Origin of the sequence: Acidiphilium acidophilum (assembly GCF_033842475.1) — a bacterium.
Taxonomy (GTDB): domain Bacteria; phylum Pseudomonadota; class Alphaproteobacteria; order Acetobacterales; family Acetobacteraceae; genus Acidiphilium; species Acidiphilium acidophilum.
On the sequence record NZ_JAWXYB010000018.1, the window covers coordinates 1,322,821 to 1,341,367 of the forward strand.

At 63.6% G+C, this 18,547-nt stretch carries 13 protein-coding genes and 1 tRNA gene; 7 read left to right on the plus strand and 7 right to left on the minus strand.

Translation table 11 applies throughout. The features are described 5' to 3' along the window. Positions 1-109: 109 nt before the first annotated feature. Positions 110-982: a protein-methionine-sulfoxide reductase heme-binding subunit MsrQ gene (locus SIL87_RS09015; protein WP_319613842.1), complete on the minus strand. Its 873-nt coding sequence runs from the start codon at positions 980-982 to the stop codon at positions 110-112. 197 nt (positions 983-1,179) lie between these two features. Continuing rightward, positions 1,180-4,722 (minus strand): bifunctional proline dehydrogenase/L-glutamate gamma-semialdehyde dehydrogenase PutA, encoded by a 3,543-nt coding sequence (gene putA / locus SIL87_RS09020; protein WP_319613843.1) that lies wholly within the window; start codon positions 4,720-4,722, stop codon positions 1,180-1,182. Positions 4,723-4,819: 97 nt separating this feature from the next. Between putA and SIL87_RS09025 the strand changes: the two genes are divergently transcribed. The 3 genes from SIL87_RS09025 (at position 4,820) to tsf (ending at position 8,603) form a co-directional block, all read left to right on the plus strand. Continuing rightward, the gene (locus tag SIL87_RS09025; RefSeq protein ID WP_319613844.1) at positions 4,820-6,706 is read left to right on the plus strand and encodes a polysaccharide biosynthesis protein; all 1,887 of its coding nucleotides are present in this window, start codon (positions 4,820-4,822) and stop codon (positions 6,704-6,706) included. A 187-nt stretch (positions 6,707-6,893) separates the two neighbouring features. Continuing rightward, positions 6,894-7,667 (plus strand): 30S ribosomal protein S2, encoded by a 774-nt coding sequence (gene rpsB / locus SIL87_RS09030; RefSeq protein WP_319613845.1) that lies wholly within the window; start codon positions 6,894-6,896, stop codon positions 7,665-7,667. Between the two features lie 30 nt (positions 7,668-7,697). Continuing rightward, positions 7,698-8,603 (plus strand): translation elongation factor Ts, encoded by a 906-nt coding sequence (tsf, locus tag SIL87_RS09035; RefSeq protein ID WP_319613846.1) that lies wholly within the window; start codon positions 7,698-7,700, stop codon positions 8,601-8,603. 183 nt (positions 8,604-8,786) lie between these two features. Here the strand turns inward: tsf and SIL87_RS09040 are convergent, their stop codons facing one another. Next, complete coding sequence (locus SIL87_RS09040) at positions 8,787-9,419, minus strand: hypothetical protein (protein WP_319613847.1); 633 nt, start codon at positions 9,417-9,419, stop codon at positions 8,787-8,789. Between the two features lie 325 nt (positions 9,420-9,744). On the opposite strand from SIL87_RS09040, the gene SIL87_RS09045 reads away from it, so the two are divergent. Next, complete coding sequence (locus SIL87_RS09045; RefSeq protein ID WP_319613848.1) at positions 9,745-10,272, plus strand: REP-associated tyrosine transposase; 528 nt, start codon at positions 9,745-9,747, stop codon at positions 10,270-10,272. 283 nt (positions 10,273-10,555) lie between these two features. On the opposite strand, the gene SIL87_RS09050 is transcribed toward SIL87_RS09045, so the two are convergent. Both SIL87_RS09050 and SIL87_RS09055 read right to left on the minus strand, forming a co-directional pair. Beyond that, positions 10,556-11,728, minus strand: a complete 1,173-nt coding sequence (locus SIL87_RS09050; protein ID WP_319612376.1) for an IS4 family transposase — start codon at positions 11,726-11,728, stop codon at positions 10,556-10,558. Positions 11,729-12,240: 512 nt separating this feature from the next. Continuing rightward, positions 12,241-14,133 (minus strand): ribonucleoside-diphosphate reductase subunit alpha, encoded by a 1,893-nt coding sequence (locus SIL87_RS09055; RefSeq protein WP_319613849.1) that lies wholly within the window; start codon positions 14,131-14,133, stop codon positions 12,241-12,243. Between the two features lie 529 nt (positions 14,134-14,662). On the opposite strand from SIL87_RS09055, the gene SIL87_RS09060 reads away from it, so the two are divergent. Beyond that, positions 14,663-14,854: a hypothetical protein gene (locus SIL87_RS09060; protein ID WP_319613850.1), complete on the plus strand. Its 192-nt coding sequence runs from the start codon at positions 14,663-14,665 to the stop codon at positions 14,852-14,854. A gap of 101 nt (positions 14,855-14,955) precedes the next feature. On the opposite strand, the gene SIL87_RS09065 is transcribed toward SIL87_RS09060, so the two are convergent. After that, entirely contained in the window at positions 14,956-16,158 is a 1,203-nt protein-coding gene (locus SIL87_RS09065) for a pyridoxal phosphate-dependent aminotransferase (protein WP_319613851.1), read from the minus strand. 125 nt (positions 16,159-16,283) lie between these two features. On the opposite strand from SIL87_RS09065, the gene SIL87_RS09070 reads away from it, so the two are divergent. Beyond that, positions 16,284-16,358 (plus strand) — tRNA-Gln (locus tag SIL87_RS09070). A 13-nt stretch (positions 16,359-16,371) separates the two neighbouring features. On the opposite strand, the gene SIL87_RS09075 is transcribed toward SIL87_RS09070, so the two are convergent. Continuing rightward, positions 16,372-17,808 carry a phospholipase D-like domain-containing protein gene (locus SIL87_RS09075; protein ID WP_319613852.1) on the minus strand — a complete coding sequence of 479 codons (1,437 nt, stop codon included), beginning with the start codon at positions 17,806-17,808 and terminating at the stop codon, positions 16,372-16,374. Between the two features lie 120 nt (positions 17,809-17,928). On the opposite strand from SIL87_RS09075, the gene SIL87_RS09080 reads away from it, so the two are divergent. Then, on the plus strand, positions 17,929-18,540 hold the full coding sequence (locus SIL87_RS09080; protein ID WP_319613853.1) for an endonuclease/exonuclease/phosphatase family protein: 612 nt from the start codon (positions 17,929-17,931) through the stop codon (positions 18,538-18,540). Positions 18,541-18,547: the final 7 nt, after the last annotated feature.

Here is an 18,547-nt window from a genome sequence, read left to right on the forward strand (position 1 = left end):
CAGCCCGGGCGCCGAGTCGGCCATCGGACCCGTGTGGAGAGTCCGACGCAATCCTCACCCAAGCGCGAGGGACAAACCGGCGCTCGCGCTGATCCGGCCTCGTGAAACGCTAAACCTTGCCGTCGCCTCGCGCCATGCGGAGCTGGGCACGACGCCCGGCCATGATGACGATCAGCAGGACCAGATCCGCCGCGACGAACATCGCCGCCGTGGTTCGCGCCGTGGTGAAATTGGCATCGAGCACCAGCCACGGATTGATGCCCGAGTTCAGCGCATACCATGCCGCCTCGCCCAGCGCCGTCAGGGCCACGCTCGCCACGGCCAGTATCGCCACCCCGCCGATCGAGCGGCGAAACCCGGGCAGGGTGGTCCGCCACAGCATCAGGAATATGAACAACCCCGCCGGGACCGCCGCGATGCCGATTTCGACCTTCTGGGTCAGAAAGAAATGCCAGAGCGATAAAATCGCGATCGGATAGATCAACCGGTGCAGCAGCTTCCAGCGCCGGCCCATCGCGGCCATCGCCCGGTCGGTCGAGGTCAGCGACAGGGCGATGAACCCGACCGTCGCGATCGTCCCGAGGATGAGATAGAATACCGTCAGCATCTGGTTGAGCACGAAACCGAGCGCGAAATCCTGATCGGCGGCGTAGAGCACGATATGCGCGAACGTATAGAATGCTGCCGCCAGCCCCAGCATGCGGCGTAGCATCACCACCCGCGTCCAGTCGAACAATGCCCGCGCCGGGGTGACCGCGAGGCACAGGATCAAAAACCGGATCGCCCAGAACCCGGTTTCCAGCATGGCATGATGAACCGGGCGCGCCCCCAGATTGTCCGTCGCCCATTGCCATCCGATCAACGGAACCGGGGCGATGCATAAAATCAGGGTGACGAGCTTCAGCCACGAAAACCGCCCAGCCGGTGTGCGCCAGGGTACCGCGAAGATCGAAGGACGGCGACGAATGGTGGATGTGCTCATGGCTGTTATCCGCGTGATGATCGTATTACGGCGAGGTCCGGCATTTAAGATGGAGATGGACCTGCCGGTTCCTGACAAGATCGCAAGTTTGCGGGGCGGGGCTTCGGGGAGGTTGAGGTGGAAGGGTTCTTTTTTACAAAAAAGAACCAGAAAACTCTGTTTGATTTGGGCCTTGGGCTTTGCATGTGATCGTCCCGCTAACCGATGGCCATCAGGCTCGCATTTCCGCCGGCCGCCGCGGTGTTGATGCTCACCGCTTGCTCCACGCTCAGGAAGGCCAGCGGATAATCCCCATCCGCATTTCCGCAGTAAACCGGGATGATCGGCCCGTCCCGCCGGGCGAGATCGTGCAGCAGGTCACGCAATGTCGCGGCATCGCCCTCGAACAGCACCGCATCGAACCGCTCGGATGACAGGGTCTGCCGGTTGGCGAGCCGGGCTGAACCGATCGTCGCGGCGAGCGGCTCCGGGCAAAGCACCAGCGCGTCATTGCCGCTCGCAGCACAGGCCGCGATCTGACGTGCGGCACCCGCTGCGGTCGCCGCATGGCACAGCACGGTGCCGCGCGGCTGGAGCCGATAGATATTCTGTTCACCGACTGGACCTTGCAATTCCATGGTCATCCCGCACCGCTCATCGAAACCGGGGTGCTGCGCCATCAGCCGGCGGATATAGAGCGGCCCGCCCGCCTTCGGGCCGGTACCCGACATTCCATGGCCGCCGAATGGCTGAACGCCGACCACCGCGCCGATGATGTTGCGATTGACGTAGATATTCCCCGCCGTGATCCGCCGGGTCACGTGCTCGATCGTCTCGTCGATCCGGCTGTGGATGCCGAAGGTCAGGCCGTAGCCGAGCGCATTCACCGCATCGATCATCCGGTCCCGGTCACGCGCGGCATACCGCACGATGTGCAGCACCGGCCCGAAAACCTCGGCGCCCAGCACGCCAGGATCGGGGATTTCGATCATCGTGGGCGGGACGAACCAGCCGGTTTGGCAGGTATCGTTCGGCGGGATGCTGAACACCCGGTACCCGGACCGGCGCATCGCCGCGACATGAGCCAGAATGCCCTCGCGCGCCGCCGCGCTGATCACCGGTCCGATATCGCTGTCCAGCCGGTCCGGCCGGCCGAGGCTCAATTCCGCCATCGCGCCTTTCAGCATGGTGATCAGCGCATCGGCGATATCCTCCTGCACCAGCAGAATGCGCAGGGCCGAACAGCGCTGGCCTGCCGAATCGAAGGCCGAGGTCACGATGTCCCCGACCGCCTGCTCCAGCAGGGCGGATGAATCGACCAGCATCGCGTTCTGGCCGCCGGTTTCGGCGATCAATGGCACGGGATGTCCCGTCGCATCGAGCCGCAAAGCGAGTTGTCGCTGGATCAGCCGCGCCACGCCGGTCGAGCCGGTGAAGACGCCGCCGCCGACCCTGGCATCCCCGACCAGAGCGGCCCCGACCGTGCCGTCGCCCGGGACGAGGGTGACGGCATCGCGCGGCACCCCGGCTTCGTGCAGAATGCGGACCGTTTCGGCGGCGATGAGCGGGGTTTCCTCGGCGGGCTTGGCGAGCACGGCATTGCCCGCCGCCAGCGCCGCCGCGACCTGGCCGGTGAAAATCGCCAGCGGAAAATTCCACGGGCTGATCGCGACCACGACCCCCAGAGGACGATGCGCCGCATCATCGAGTTTGGAAACCTCCTCCGCGTAGTAACGCAGGAAATCCACCGCCTCGCGAACCTCGCCGAGCGCTGCCGGGATGGTCTTGCCGGCTTCGCGCGCGATCAACCCGACCAGGATCGCGCGGCGATCCTCCAGAAGTTCTGCAGCCCGTTCGAGACGGGCCGCCCGGTCCGCCGCCGGCACCGATCGCCATGTCGATGCCGTGGCCGAAGCCAGCGCCGCCATGATCGTCGCCGATGTCGCCTCGACCACCGTGCCGACCCGATCGGCGCGATCCGCCGGGTTGACGATCACCCGCACCGGATCGGCTGCCTCCGCCCCATCCGCGCCAGCCGACCACGCGATGGTGCGGCCGGCGGCGAGGCCGGTGGCCAGTTCCGCCAGTCGCTGTTCGTTCGAGAGGTCGAGGCCGGATGAGTTGCGTCGCCTGCCGAAGATCGCGGCGGGGAGGCTGATTTTTTCGTGACCCGCGCCGGGTGGGATGATCCGCCGGCTTGCCGCAACCGGATCATCGAGCAACGCCTCGATCTCAACCTCCGGATCGGCCAGTTTATTGACGAAGGAACTGTTCGCGCCGTTTTCGAGCAGCCGCCGCACCAGATAGGCCAGCAAGGTCTCATGGGTGCCGACCGGCGCGTAGATCCGGCACGGCACGCCGAGTTTCTGCGGCCCGACCACCTCGTCATACAGCGCCTCGCCCATGCCGTGCAGGCACTGGAACTCATAGCGTCCCGGCGCGTAAGGGGCCGCCATTGCGTGGATGCTGGCCAGCGTCAGGGCGTTATGGGTCGCGAACTGAGGGAAGATTTCAGCGCCCGCCGCCAGCATTTTTCGCGCGCAGGCGAGGTAGGAGACATCGGTGTGGATCTTGCGGGTATAGACCGGGAAGCCTTCCAGCCCATCGACCTGCGCGCGCTTGATTTCGGAATCCCAGTAGGCGCCCTTGACCAGCCGCACCATCAGGCGGTGGCCGCTCCGCCGGGCGAGATCGACCAGGAAATCGATCACGCGGGGAGCCCGTTTCTGATACGCCTGCACCACGAAGCCGATCCCGTGCCAACCGGCGAGTTCCGGCTCGAAGCAGAGGCGTTCGAGCAGGTCGAGCGAGAGATCGAGCCGGTCGGCTTCCTCGGCATCGATGTTCAGCCCGATATCGTAGCGCCGTGCCAGCAGGGCCAGCGCGGTCAGGCGCGGGGCCAACTCGGTCATCACCCGGCCCCGCTGTGCCCGGCTGTAACGCGGATGCAGGGCGGAAAGTTTCACTGAAATCCCCGGCCCGGTATAGAGGCCGCGTCCGGCGGCGGCGACGCCGATCGCGTGGATCGCCTGTTCGTAATCGCGATAATACCGCCCGGCATCGGCGGCGGTGAGGGCGGCTTCGCCGAGCATGTCGTAGGAATAGAGGAAGCCGCGCGCCTCGCGTTTGCGGGCATTGTTCAGGGCCTCGCCGATGGTCTGGCCCATGACGAACTGCTCGCCCATCAGCCGCATGGCGATGTTCACGCCGCGCCGGACGATGGGTTCGCCGCCCCGCGTCAGCAACCGGGTCAGTGCCGAGCCCAGCCCCGCTTCGCTCGCCGTCGCGGTTAGCTTGCCGGTGAGCAGCAGGCCCCAGGTGGCGGCGTTGACGAAGAGCGAGGGGCTTTCGCCGAGATGGTTGCGCCAGTTGCCCGCGCCGATCTTGTCGCGGATCAGGGCATCGCGCGTCGCGGTATCGGGGATTCGCAGCAGCGCCTCGGCGAGGCACATCAGCGCGACACCTTCCTGGCTGGAGAGGGCGTATTCCTGAAGCAGGGTTTCGACCAGCCCGCTATGGCCACGGGCGCGCAGCACGGTGATCAGGTGGCGCGCGGTCCGCTGCGCCTGCGCCTGATCGGCGGGGGCGAGGGTCGCTTCATCGAGGATCGCGGCGACCGCTTCGGGCTCGGGGCGGCGGTAGCTTGCGGTGATCGCGGCTCGCAATGCTGTCTCTGGGTGGATATCGCGGAGGAAGGCATCGAACGGGGCGGGATCGCCGGAGGTCTCGTCGTGCCTGATCGCCCTGATGGAGCCCGCCATGCCGCCCGTTCCTTCAAGATATTCCACTGATCACTCTATGGTAGCATGTTCCGTACCCTATGAAATCGCCCTGAGTTTCGGCTACACAAGGCGGGTCATGAGGTTTGGGCGCAGCCAGTTTCGCATCGCGGTGAATTTCGCTCTCGACGGGTTGCTCGCCGCCCTCGCGGTGGTCGCCGCCGGGTGGCTGGCCGATCCGGCGCATCCGATCCCCAATCCGATGGTCCTGCCGCTGGCCGGGACCGCTTCGATCTGGTTGATCGGGGTGCCGTTCGGGCTGGCGCGGCAGCATTGGCGGTTCACCGCCTTGCCGGATCTGATCGCGATTGCCTCGATCGCCGTGCTTGCCGCCGGGTTGATCGTGCTGCTGCTGGTGGGCGTCGGCGCGGCGCTGCCCTCGGCGAGTTTTCCGGTCCTGCTGATGCTGACCTTCGCGCTCGGGCTGACGGCGCCGCGCCTGTTGTACCGGATTGCCCGCGCGCCGCGCGAGACCGCCGATGAAGATGCCGAACCGGCCCTGCTGCTCGGGGATGGCGAGGCGGCGGAACTGTTTCTTGCGGCGCTGGCCCGGGCGGGCAACCGCAAGCTGCGGATGGTGGGGCTGCTGTCGATCTCGGGGCGGGAGACCGGGCGGCGGATTCACAACGTGCCGATCCTCGGGACCGTGGCGACGCTCGATGCCGTGCTGGATCGGCTGGCCGCGACCGAACAGCCGCCGGCGCTGCTGATCGTGGCGAGTGGCGAGATTATCGGGGAGGGGTTGCGGCAGGTCATGACGATCGCCGAGGCGCGTGGGCTGCGGCTCGCGCGGGCCCCCAGCCCGACCGCGCTGGCGCCGACGATTGCCGGCGAGGCTTCGCTCCGGCCCATCGCGATCGAGGATCTGCTCAATCGTCCCCAGGTGTCGCTCGACCGGGAGGGGATGGCCCGGCTGATCCAGGGGCGGCGGGTGCTGGTGACCGGGGCGGGCGGGTCGATCGGGTCGGAACTGGTGCGCCAGGTTGCCGGGTTCGGACCGGATACGCTGATCCTGCTCGATTCGAGCGAATTCGCGCTGTGGCAGATCGATCTCGAAATCTCGGAGACGTTTCCCGCCCTGCGGCGGCGTGCGTTGATCGCGGATGTGCGGGACCGGGCGCGGATCGTGCAGGTGTGCGATGAAGTGCGGCCCGAACTGGTGTTTCACGCCGCGGCATTGAAACATGTGCCGATCGTCGAGGCCAATCCGCTCGAAGGCATTGCCACCAACACGCTCGGCACCCGCAATGTGGCGGATGCCGCGCGGGCGGCGGGGGCCGGGCTTATGGTGCTGATTTCGACCGACAAGGCGGTGAACCCCTCATCGGTCATGGGGGCTTCGAAGCGCCTCGCCGAGATGTATGCGCAGGGGCTGGATGTCGCGGGGCGGCAGCGTGCGTCGATGAAGATCGTGACGGTGCGGTTCGGCAACGTGCTCGGCTCGACCGGTTCGGTGGTGCCGCTGTTCCGCCGTCAGCTTGCGCGGGGTGGGCCGCTGACCGTGACCCATCCGGATATGCGGCGGTATTTCATGACAGTGCGCGAAGCGGTCGCTCTGGTGTTGCAGGCATCGGTGGTCGGCGCGTCGGGGGCGGCGCTGCCGGTCGAGGGGGGCGGGATTTTCGTGCTCGACATGGGCGAGCCGGTCAAGATCGTGGATCTGGCGCGGCAGATGATCCGCCTTGCCGGGCTGCGGCCGGATGTCGATGTCGCGGTGCAGTTCACCGGGTTGCGGCCGGGTGAGAAATTGTTCGAGGAGTTGTTCCACGGCGCCGAGAAGCCGATCGAGACCGGGTATCCAGGTTTGTTGATGGCCGCACCCCGGGTGGCGGATGCCGCGATCATCGGGCGGGCGCTCGATGAGGCCGGGGCGATCGTCGATCGGGGCGATGCGGCGCAGGGTGTCGCGCTGCTCGCGCGGCTGATCCCCGAATTCAGCCCGGACCAGCGCCGCGCGATCAATTAGGGCGGGGACTTGCGAAAGCGGGGCGGGTGGGTCATACCGCGCGCGTCGGCCCGTTGCGAGACGGTGGTGCCGATAATTCGCACACGGAGCACCTTCCCCCGGATCGGGGTCCGGTGCCGCGAGGCATGGCTCCGTGGAGGTTTCAACCGGACGATCGCATCCTGCGATCACAGAAAGGATTTCGCTCATGGCGATGCCAGAGGTTTCACTGCGTCAACTGCTCGAATCGGGCGTGCATTTCGGTCATAACACCAGGCGGTGGAATCCGCGGATGGCGCCGTATCTGTTCGGGGTTCGCAATCAGGTTCACATTATCGATCTGCAGCAGACCGTGCCGATGCTGGAGCGGGCGTTGCGGGAAGTGCGCAATGTCGCGGCTGGCGGCGGGCGGGTTCTGTTCGTCGGCACCAAGCGGGCGGCGGCGGATCATGTCGCCGAGGCGGCGACGCGGTGCGGGCAGTATTACGTCAATCACCGCTGGCTCGGCGGGATGCTGACCAATTGGAAGACCATCACCAATTCGATCCGCAAGCTGCGCCAGATGGAAGACACCGTGAGCGGTGAGGCCCAGGGGCTGACCAAGAAGGAAATCCTGAACCTGTCGCGCGAGAAGGAAAAGCTGGAACGCGCGCTCGGCGGGATCAAGGAAATGGGCGGGCTGCCGGATATTCTGTTCATCATCGACACCAACAAGGAGAAGCTGGCGGTCGAGGAAGCGAACAAGCTCGGGATTCCGGTGATTGCAGTGCTGGATTCCAATTCCGACCCCGAGGGCGTGACCTATCCGATTCCGGGCAATGACGATGCGATCCGCGCGATCACGATGTATTGCGACCTGATCGCGGGCGCGGTGCTCGATGGGATCAGCGCCGAAATGGCCGGTTCGGGGGTCGATCTCGGGGCGCTCGAAGAGCTGCCGCCGGATGCCGCGCTCGATGAGGATGCCGAAGTTCACGCCTGAGTTTGTTTCGATTTTTTGAGGAGGATAACCATGGCCGAAGTAACGGGCGCGATGGTGAAGGATCTGCGCGACAAGACCGGCGCGGGGATGATGGATTGCAAGAAGGCGCTGGTCGAGGCCGGTGGCGACATGGAAGCCGCGGTGGACTGGCTGCGCAAGAAGGGTCTGGCGGCGGCGGCGAAGAAGTCGGGCCGGGTTGCGGCCGAAGGTCTGGTGGGCGTTGCGCATGAGGGCAACAAGGCGGCGATGGTCGAGGTGAATGCCGAGACCGATTTCGTCGCGCGCAACGATGCGTTCCAGGCTTTCGTCGAGACGGCGGCCAGGCTCGCGCTCGGCGTGGGCGAGGATGTCGAGACGCTGAAGGCGGCGACCTATCCGGGGACGTCGCATTCGGTGGCCGAGGAACTGACGCATCTGATCGCGACGGTGGGCGAGAACATGACGATCCGCCGGGTTGCGGTGATCGAAGTTTCGAACGGCGCGGCGGCTTCGTATGTGCATGGGGCGCTGAAGCCCGGTTTGGGCAAGATCGGCGTGCTTGTCGCGCTGGAGGGCAAGGCCGAAGAGGCACTTGCGGCGCTGGGGCGGCAGATCGGGATGCATATCGCGGCGACGCGGCCCGATGCGATCAGCGCGGCGGATGTCGATCCGGCGGCGGTGGCGCGGGAGCGGGCGATTTTCGCCGATCAGGCGCGGGCCGAAGGCAAGCCGGATGCGATCATCGAAAAAATGGTCGAGGGGCGGGTTCGCAAGTATTTCGCCGATGTCGTGCTGCTCGAACAGGTCTGGGTGCATGACGGTGAAAGCAAGGTGCAGAAGATCGTGCATAATGCCGGGGCCGAAGTGACGCGGTTTGTGCGGTTCACGCTCGGCGAGGGCATCGAGAAGGAAACCACCGATTTCGCAGCCGAAGTTGCGGCGGCGGCGGGGGTCTGAGGGCGACACGCCCGCATTTCTGCGGAAGCTGAAATCCCGCTGATCCGGGGCCGGCGATGTTTCGCACCGGCTTTGGATTGGCGGGATTTTTTATGACTGCGATGCCGGCAATCATTCGTAAGAAGGTTCACGGATTATTCGTTGCGTTATCGTAACATTATCGGCGTGCGAAGCTGCCTTCGTTCAGGGGCAAAATTTTCGGTATTTTCGTCTGGGGGGCCAGAAACGGTTGCCGGGGCCGAAATGGACGCCGTGGTAGTTGGCGTCGGGGATGCGGATGTCGGCGGGGTGGAGGGGGATCGGCCAGATGATGCGTTTGGGTTTGGGATTGGGGTTGGGTTTGCGCTGGCGTCGCTCGCGGGGTGGCGGGCGGAGGTGGTCGGGGAGGTTCACGCCGAACATGCGGCAGATCGGGCGGAGGATGCGACCGAGGCTTGGTTTGGCGGCGAGCAGGGCGATCAGGTCCGGGGAATTGACGAACGCGATCAGGTCGTAATGGGCCTGTGCGGCAACGACGCCCGTGGTCGGGGTGGTCGGCAGCAGATGGAGCAGCCAGGCGAATTGGGTGGAGAACGGCGAGGGTTTGCGCGGGCGCGAGGGTTTCGGCGGCGCGGTCTCCGCGTTGTCCGGTGTGGCTTCGCGGATCGGGCGCGGTGGCGCTGCGGGTTTGCCGGCGGAGCGGGCGAAGCGGATCACCACGCGGTTGAAATAGCCCAGCAACAGGGTGACCATCGGCATCGCGGCCCGGTGGTGCTGGGCCAGCCGAACCGCCTCGCGATGGAAACCCGCAAAGATGGCTTTGAGGGTTTCGGTCAAGGCTTCATGAGGGCGGGGTGCTTCGGTCACATGGGACTATAAGCATAGGCGATGGGGGGTGAGAAAGCGGCAAGAAGGCAGGGGAAGGTAAGGAAGGGCTACTTTTTTGAAAAAAAGTAGCAAAAAACTTTTGTTAGTTGGGGCACGGGCGTTCGAGAGGGCACGGGCCTAGATTCGAAAGAGTTTTTTGGTTTTTTTTGCAAAAAAGAACCCTTTGCCTTGCCTTTTTGCGGGAGGTGGGTCGATTTTGGGGTTGTGATCGATGGGCTTCGCAAGGGCTCTGCCCATCCTACGGTTTGCTTGATGATGGCGGGGGCGAGGCGTGATGGACTATCGTCGTAATCGGGTGCCGGGCGGGTGTTTTTTCTTTACGGTCAATCTTTATGACCGGCGCAGTGAGATGCTTGTCCGACATATCGATGGTTTGCGTGCGGCGGTGCGGGGTGCCAAGGCGCGGGCGCCGTTTCATATCGACGCGTTTGTGGTGTTGCCGGATCATTTGCATTGTATTTGGACGTTACCTGAGGGCGATTCCGATTTTTCGTTTCGGTGGAACGCGATAAAGATCGCGTTTTCGCGGCGGATACCGGCGGGGGAGTATCGATCGGTGAGCCGGATCGGCAAGCGCGAGCGCGGGATTTGGCAGCGTCGGTTTTGGGAGCATACGATACGCGACGATGCGGATTATGCGGCGCATGTCGATTATATTCATTTCAACCCGGTGAAGCATGGGCTTGTGGCCGGGGTGGCCGATTGGCCGTATTCATCGTTTCATCGGGCCGTGGCGATGGGGCAGTATCCGGTTGATTGGGCAGGGGATGGGGTGGTGGCGGATGTGGGGGGTGATGGGTGAGGCCGGATTGATTTTGAGGTGACGGGTTTAGGAGGTAGTCGGATCGAGTGTGGTGTTGTGATCGATGGGCTTCGCAAGGGCTCTGCCCATCCTACGGCTTGCTACGGCTTGCTCTTTAGGCTTCAACAGTAAATGGCGCGAGCAGCCCTTTCATTTTATCAACGAATGAACGGTCACGTATAGGATCGAAACGACGCGACTCAGACCAAATATATCCCATGCAAGCCGGCCGAATACGTTTTTCCTCCGGCTCATCCTGGTATCGGGCTCACTCATCCCCTCATTACGTAGCCGGCATGGAATTGCCGAATATGCCGCTGCTGCGCAGCATTTCCGTGAACCGCCGCATCAGGGGCAGTAGCCGGTGCTTCGGCATGTTCGGGATCAATTCATAGAGCATGCACCCCTGACGGAACAACGAGTGTGAGCGGGTCTTCGAAGTGTTGGACTTGAGCTGTCGATCCATTCCCAGGCTCTCGCCTGCCGTCCCGAGCATGGTCAGCAGCGCCATCGCAAACGCGCTGATGAGCAGCAGCCGATCGCGCCGCTCTGGTTCGGCGATGCGGATCTCAGCCATCCCCATCCCAAAACGCAAATCCTTGACGTCCCTGAAGCTGGGTTCGATCGTCCAGCGCCGGGAATATTGCTTGATCAATGTCCCTGCAGACGCCACGGCGTCACTGCTCGCCAGGCACCACGGCTCCTTCATGTCACGCGCATGTACGCACACCACGGCACCGACCTGATAGGCGTGCGAGGCGGTGACGCGCGCACCACGCAGTTTGCGCGCCCGGCCCGATTTGCCGACCCAGTCCGCCGCGGTTCGCGTCTCGCCTGCGGCATCGGTGACATGGATGTTGCCGCGGAAGCGAATGATATAGGCAAAGCCAAGCTCCGTAAGATACGCGAACAGCTTGTGGTCACCGAAGCCGCGGTCGGCCAGGATGGTCACGCGGCAGCCGGGCGGGACAACCTCCGACAGGCGGCGCAGGCAAGTATCCTCGATGGCGTTGCGCTGATCTTTCAATTCCTCTTTCCACATCGACAGCCACAACAGAGGCATCGCCCGGCCATGCTTGCTCACCAGGTTGAGCGCCAACGTTGCCTGATCGTCGCCGTCGAAATCCGTCCAGTCCATGGCAACGACGATGTCGGTCTGCGAACCCACCAGATGCGGTACCCAACGGGCGAAGCTTTCCCAGACGTCGATACTCTCGTTACTGAGCATGCGATCAACCTGCTTGATCGCGTGCTTGGTCACCAGCCCGCGCGCCTGTGCCAACGCCTGACCGATCATCGCGACGGCGAGCGACGCGCCGGTCATCACGCCCAGTGTCGCAGCAGACAGGGAGTCAACGCGTTTGGCGTGGAGATCGTGGGCATACAACTCGTCAATGAATGCGCGGATGTCCTTCAACCGCCCACCATCACGCTTTTTCGATGCTGCAATTCCCATGATCCACCCTCATCCATGCATTCCAACGCTTGGTAGAGAATCGCAGCGAATCGGCGCAATACCTGGACCTATGGAAAATGGGGGGATTCCTGAGGGTATCGGGGCGTGATATGCGTATGTAATGCGTGTTCACTGTTACCCCAAGTCTCGTAATTCACACGAGCGGCCGTAGTGCAGGCTAAAATCGCGTCTCCAGCCCTGATTGTATCCAATAGATAATTGATACGTCCTGCCTCATCCAAATCGTTTATGCTTGGAACAACAGGATCTGCCAAAAGTAGGCAATATCCCGGTAGCGGTTGCACATCGCCTGCAACTAGCCAACCAGACTTCATCTGGCATATCACAAACGGGTTCTGGTTCGTTCGTGCGAGGGCGATGCGTTGTTCGATAAGATTTGCCAAATGTAGTCCAAATTTGGAAAACGCTTATGTCCAGCAAAGTTTATGAAAGCGGGGTCTGGGGCCTAAGGCCCCAGCGGGTCGAGGGCAGAGCCCTCGCCTTACTTTACCTTACTGGCAGGCCAGGCATTCTTCGTAGTTCGTAGTGGCGGCTACCAGCGGCAGTGGCACGTGCCCCGTGTTGTTGGCGGCTTCGAGGTGGGTGCGGTGTTCTACTTTTTCGCTGATGGAGTCGGCGCGTTGGATTGAGAGGGAGCGGCAGTAGTAGAGGGATTTTACGCCGCGTTTCCAGGCTTGGTAGTGGATTTGGTGGAGGTCGCGTTTGTTGACGTCGGCGGGGAGGAAGACGTTGATGGATTGGCTTTGGCAGATGAAGGGGGTGCGGTCGGCGGCGTGTTCGATGATCCAGCGCTGGTCGAGTTCAAAGGCGGTTTTGAAGACGGCTTTTTCGTCGTCGGTCAGGAAGTCGAGGTGTTGGACCGAGCCTTTGGTGACGGTGATGTTGGACCAGGTGGCGTCGTCGTCGCGGCCTTTGGAGGCCAGAAGTTGCTGGAGGTGGCGGTTGCGGACGGAGAAGCTGCCGGAGAGGGTTTTTTGGAGGAAGACGTTGGCGGCGATGGGTTCGATGCCGGGGCTGGAGTTGCCGGCGATGATGGAGATGGAGGCGGTGGGGGCGATTGCCATTTTATTGGAGAAGCGTTCCATGAGGCCGTAATCGGCCGCGTCGGGGCAGGGGCCGCGTTCCTTGGCGAGGGTTTTCGATGCGAGGTCCGCACCCGTGCGGATGTGTTTGAAGATTTTGATGTTCCAGGCTTTTGCCATCGCGGATTCGAACGGGATGTTGAGGGCCTGGAGGAAGGAGTGGAAGCCCATGACGCCGAGGCCGACCGAGCGTTCGCGCATGGCCGCGTATTTGGCGCGGGCCATGCTGTCCGGGGCGTGGGTGATGAAATCCTGCAGCACATTGTCGAGGAAGCGCATGACGTCCTCGATGAACTGGGGGTTTTCGTGCCATTCGAGCCAGGTTTCGAGGTTGATCGAGGAGAGGCAGCAGACGGCGGTGCGTTGCTGGCCGTGCTGGTCGAGCCCGGTGGGGAGGGTGATTTCGGCGCAGAGGTTGGAGGTTTTGACTTCGAGACCCGCGAGTTTGTGGTGTTCGGGGCGGGCGTTGTTCACGTGATCGGAGAAGATGATGTAGGGCTCGCCGGTTTCGATGCGGGCGGTGAGGATGCGGACCCAGAGGGCGCGGGCGGAGATGTGGCGGACGTGGGCGCCGTCCTTGGGGGAGGTGAGGGACCATTTGTCGTCGGCTTCGACGGCGCGCATGAAAGCGTCCGAAATCAGGATGCCGTGATGGAGGTTGAGGGCCTTGCGGTTGGGATCGCCGCCGGTGGGGCGGCGGATTTCGATGAATTCCTCGATTTCCGGGTGGGAGATGGGAAGGTAGACCGCTGCCGAGCCGCGGCGGAGTGAGCCCTGGCTGATGGCGAGGGTGAGGCTGTCCATCACGCGGATGAAGGGGACGACGCCGGAGGTTTTGCCGTTCTGGCCGACTTTTTCGCCGATCGAGCGGAGATTGCCCCAATAGGAGCCGATTCCACCGCCCTTGGAGGCGAGCCAGACGTTTTCGTTCCAGAGATCGACGATGCCTTCCAGACTGTCCGACGCTTCGTTGAGGAAGCAGGAAATCGGCAGGCCGCGCGAGGTGCCGCCGTTGGACAGAACGGGGGTGGCGGGCATGAACCAGAGCTTGCTGATGTAATCGTAGAGGCGCTGGGCGTGGGCCTGATCGTCGCCATAATAGGAGGCGACGCGGGCGAACAGATCCTGATAGGATTCGCCGGGCATCAGATAACGATCGTCGAGCGTGGCGCGGCCGAAATCGGTCAGGAGAGCATCGCGCGAACGATCCACCTTGATCTGGTGGCCGCCTTGCAGCTGAATATCGGTTTCGAGCAGCGTGGGCTCAAGCAGAGCCTGGTCGGCACGGGACATGGCGTTCATTGCAGCGGAGACTCCAATCGGTTCGGCGGGGGGCATAACAACATATTGGGAGGGCATCGCGCAATCGCTACCAGATCAAGTTTTGCGAGAAAAATAACTTGCGTCGAGTCGGGGTTTATGGGCGGTTAATGTTCGTTGTTTGTTCTTGTAGGGGGAGTGGGGGCGGACGGCAAGGGTGGGCGTGGGCTGGGGAAGGCGAGGTAACGGGAGGTAAGGGGAGGTAAGGAGAGGAGAGACTTCTTTTTTGGTAAAAAAGAAGCAAAAAACTTTTTTTAATCGGGGGTGGTGTGGGGCTATGGGATCGCCGGGCGGTCGGGGGAGATTGATGCGGGCGATTTATTCCGTCTGCCGTAGGGCTGATCGGGGAGATTTCAAAAATTTTGGCTTCGGACATGTGGTGATTAGAAAGTGATGGGCTTCGCAAGGACTCTGCCCATCCTACGACTCCGGGACGGGGCTTTGGTTGGGGTGACGGATTGTTCTGAATTATGCGGCTGGCCGGACAATCAGGGATCATCATGATATCGATGTGCTGATCCTGCGGCGTGACGAGGCATTGGTGCGGCGAGCGCTGGCTACGTGGGATTGTAATGCGTCGGTCGGCGGGGTGCAATGCGTCTATTGGATTGAAGCTAAGCCGAAGCCCCAGTCCCAATTCGAAAAAATTTTTTGGTTCTTTTTTATAAAAAAGAACGGCTTGATTGACTTGTTTTATTGGTGATTAGAGAGTGATGGGCTTCGCAAGGGCTCTGCCCATCCTACGACTTGTGGTGACTGGAACGTGATGGGCTTCGCGAGGGCTCTGCCCATCCTACAACTTGCCTACTTCATATCCGAACAGAACTTCTGAATCCGCGTGCATGCTTCGCGGAGGGCTTCGGTGGAGGTGGCGTAGCTGACGCGGAAGTAGCCGGGGTAGATGAAGGCGGAGCCGTGGACGGTGGCGACGCCGTGTTCGTCGAGCAAGGCGGTGACGAAGGTTTCGTCGTCGGTGATTTTGGTGCCGGCGGCGGTGGTTTTGCCGATGCAGCCGTGGATTGAGGGGAAGACGTAGAAGGCACCTTCGGGGGTGGCGCAGGTGAGGCCGGGGGCGTCGTTGAGCATGGCGACGACGAGGTCGCGGCGGTCGCGGTAGGTGTTGCGCATGATTTCGATGTCGTCTTCCGGGCCGTTGAGGGCGGCGACGGCAGCGGCCTGGGAGATCGAGGAGGTGTTGGAGGTGGACTGGCTTTGCAGTTTGTCCATTGCCTTGATCAGGGCGAGGGGGGCGCCGGCGAAGCCGATGCGCCAGCCGGTCATGGCGTAGGCTTTCGAGCAGCCGTTCATGGTGACGGTGCGGTCGCGCAGGGCGGGTTCGACTTCGACGATGGTGGCGGGCTTGAAGCCATCGTAGGTGAGTTTTTCGTAGATGTCGTCGGTGAAGACCCAGACGTGGGGGTGGCGGAGGAGGACGTCGCAGATCGGGCGGAGGTCTTCGGCGGAATAGGCGGCCCCGGTCGGGTTGGAGGGGGAGTTGAGGATCAGCCATTTGGTGTTCGGGGTGATGGCGGCTTCGAGATCTTCGGCGCGGAGTTTGAAGCCGTGGTTCTGGCTGCAGGGGACGAAGACGGGTTTGCCTTCGGCGAGTTGCACGATGTCCGGGTAGGAGACCCAGCAGGGGGTGGGGATGATGGCTTCGTCGCCGGACTGGATGGTGGCGAGCATGGCGTTGAAGATGACTTGTTTGCCGCCGGTGGAGACGATGACTTCCTCGGGTTTGTAGTCGATCCCGGAGTCGCGTTTGAATTTGGCGGCGACGGCGCGGCGGAGGGCGATGGTGCCTGCGACGTCGGTGTATTTGGTGTCGCCGGCTTCGATGGCGGCGATGGCGGCCTGTTTGATGTGGGCGGGGGTGTCGAAATCGGGTTCGCCGGCGGAAAGGCTGATGATGTCGCGGCCGGCGGCCTTGAGCTGACGCGCCTTGGTGCTGATGGCGATGGTCTGGCTCGGGCTGATGCGGTTGAGACGGGCGGCGATCAATTCCATGGCGGTTCTCCCTGAAGGCAAGGGGATTTAGCGGGTTATCGGCGCGGTGAATATGGCCGATTTGCAACATCGGGGTTGCGGGTCTTGCCGAGCGGGCGGCAAACCAATATCAGTTCGGCACGGATTGGGGTGTAGCCAAGTGGTAAGGCAGCGGATTTTGATTCCGCCATTCGGAGGTTCGAATCCTCCCTCCCCAGCCAGATTTCCCGGGGTTCAGAGATAGGGCAGGAGCAGGCGGGCGGCGGCGTCGCGCTGGCGCTTCCAGAGCGGGTCGGCGGCGAGTTCGGCATCGGCGATCGGGCGGCTGCGGGCGATTTTTTCGTCGATCAGGCTGTCGAGTTCGGCGCAGACCGCGGGGTCGTAACATTCCAGGTCGAATTCGAAGTTGAGGCGGAGGCTGCGGGCATCCCAGTTGGAGCTGCCGACGAGGCTCCAGATGCCGTCGATCGTCATCAGTTTCGCGTGGTTGAACGGGGTGGCGCCGAGGAAGACGCGGGGGCGGAGCTGGCGCGAGGCGCGGAGATGGGCGCGGACCGCCCAGTCGATCAGGCGGTGGTCGGAGTGTTCGGGGATGACGATTTCGACGGTGACGCCGCGCATGCAGGCGAGCTCGATGGCGGAGCGGAGCTGGTCGTCGGGCAGGAAATAGGGGGTGACGATGCGGACACGGTGTTCGGCCAGCGAGAGGGCGGCGCCGAGCAGGGTTTCGATGTGGTGGAGATCGGCGTCCGGGCCGGAGCGGATGCCGCGGGCGAGGGTGGGGCCTGGGGCCTGGAGGGAATCGGGCCACCAGATTTCGCTTTCGAGCGATTCGTTGGTGGTGAAGTTCCAGTCCTGGGCGAAGGTGCCGAGCAAATGGCGGATGACGGGGCCGGTGACGCCGACCTGGACATCGTCGACGCTGCCGGGGGCGTCGGGTGGGGCGCGGTTTTCGGCACCGATGTTCAGGCCGCCGGTGAAGCCGGAGGTGCCATCGAGGATGAGGAGTTTTTTGTGGTTGCGCAGGTTGAGCAGGGGCATGCGCCACGGGGCGTAGCTGTGGAGGAAGCGCGCGCAGGGCACGCCGGCGGCGCGGAGGGCGCGGAAGGCGCGCGCGGTGAAGAAGCCGCCGCCGACTCCGTCGATCAGGACGCGGACGGCGACGCCGCGTTGATGGGCGCGGGTGAGGGCGGCGATGAAGCGGCGGCCCACCGCGTCGTTGCGGAAGATGTAGCCGGCGAGGGCGACGCTGTGCTGGGCCTGTTCGATCGCCCCGATCATCGGACCGTAGGCGGCGCGGCCGCCGTGGTAGACGGTGATGCGGTTGCCGGCGGTGAGGGGCATGCCGGTGATCTGTCCGGCGATGGTGGCGAGGGTCTGGATCGGCGCGGGGGCTTCGAGCAGGGCGGTGACGCCGCGCCGGCCTTCGGTGGTAGGGGCAATCTGGGCGAGGCGCGCGGCCTTGCGGGAGATGCGGTTGATGCCGAAGACGATGTAGAGCAGGGGGCCGGTGATCAGGGTCAGCCAGACCAGGGCGATCCATCCCATTGCCGAGCGGACGTTTGATTTGCGCCGCAGGATATGCCACGTCAGCCCGAATGAGATCAGACAGTGAACGATGAAGATGATGGGTGTTTCGGTGAGGGTCGGGAGCGGTGTTTTGAGCGGCATGTGAGCGGATATCCTGTACCGGTTTGTTCCGGTTGAGCGGCGTGACCGGATGAAGCCGGGTTTGCGCGCAAAGACAAGTCAACCCGACGAGATTCCCGATCCGGGCCAGCGGAGATCATCATGCGTATCGTGAGCTGGAACCTTCTGCATCATGTGGGCGCGCAGGCGCGCGACGTGGCTTCGCTGATCGAGTCCTGCCGGCCTGATGTGATGCTGATGCAGGAGGCGACCGAGGAGATCGGCGAGATCGCGCATCTGTGCGGCGGGTGGTATTATCGTGCGCCGATGGCGCGGCGGACCTATGGGCTGGCGGCGTGGAGCCGGCATCGGTTCGAGGAGCCGGCGACGCTGCGGCTGCCCGCCTCGAAGGTGCCGGGGCGGGTGCCGCCACGGCTGGCGCAGATGGTGCGGATCGAGGGGGTGACGCTCGCGAATGTGCATTTGTCGCACGGGCAGATGCTGAACCGGCTGCAACTGCGCCATATCACGCGGCATCTGGTGGGGCCGGGGGCGATCATCGGCGATTACAATGCGCTTGGACCGATCCGGCTGGCGGGGTTTCACGATGTCGGGCCACGGCAGGTGACGTGCCGGGCGAGCGGGATGATCCCGTTCCGGCTCGACCGGTGCATGGTGCGCGGGATGGAGCGGGGTGAGGCGCGGGTGTTGTGGCGCGGGCCCTCCGATCATCATCCGATCATGCTGACGCTGCGGGTGGGCGGCGCGCGGTAGGCGACCG

Excerpts from the sequence above, each read along its gene's own strand:
- SIL87_RS09015 (WP_319613842.1), bottom strand. The coding sequence starts at position 982 with ATGAGCACATCCACCATTCGTCGCCGTCCTTCGATCTTCGCGGTACCC.
- putA (WP_319613843.1), bottom strand. The coding sequence starts at position 4,722 with ATGGCGGGCTCCATCAGGGCGATCAGGCACGACGAGACCTCCGGCGAT.
- SIL87_RS09025 (WP_319613844.1), top strand. The coding sequence starts at position 4,820 with ATGAGGTTTGGGCGCAGCCAGTTTCGCATCGCGGTGAATTTCGCTCTC.
- rpsB (WP_319613845.1), top strand. The coding sequence starts at position 6,894 with ATGGCGATGCCAGAGGTTTCACTGCGTCAACTGCTCGAATCGGGCGTG.
- tsf (WP_319613846.1), top strand. The coding sequence starts at position 7,698 with ATGGCCGAAGTAACGGGCGCGATGGTGAAGGATCTGCGCGACAAGACC.
- SIL87_RS09045 (WP_319613848.1), top strand. The coding sequence starts at position 9,745 with ATGGACTATCGTCGTAATCGGGTGCCGGGCGGGTGTTTTTTCTTTACG.
- SIL87_RS09050 (WP_319612376.1), bottom strand. The coding sequence starts at position 11,728 with ATGGGAATTGCAGCATCGAAAAAGCGTGATGGTGGGCGGTTGAAGGAC.
- SIL87_RS09055 (WP_319613849.1), bottom strand. The coding sequence starts at position 14,133 with ATGAACGCCATGTCCCGTGCCGACCAGGCTCTGCTTGAGCCCACGCTG.
- SIL87_RS09065 (WP_319613851.1), bottom strand. The coding sequence starts at position 16,158 with ATGGAATTGATCGCCGCCCGTCTCAACCGCATCAGCCCGAGCCAGACC.
- SIL87_RS09075 (WP_319613852.1), bottom strand. The coding sequence starts at position 17,808 with ATGCCGCTCAAAACACCGCTCCCGACCCTCACCGAAACACCCATCATC.
- SIL87_RS09080 (WP_319613853.1), top strand. The coding sequence starts at position 17,929 with ATGCGTATCGTGAGCTGGAACCTTCTGCATCATGTGGGCGCGCAGGCG.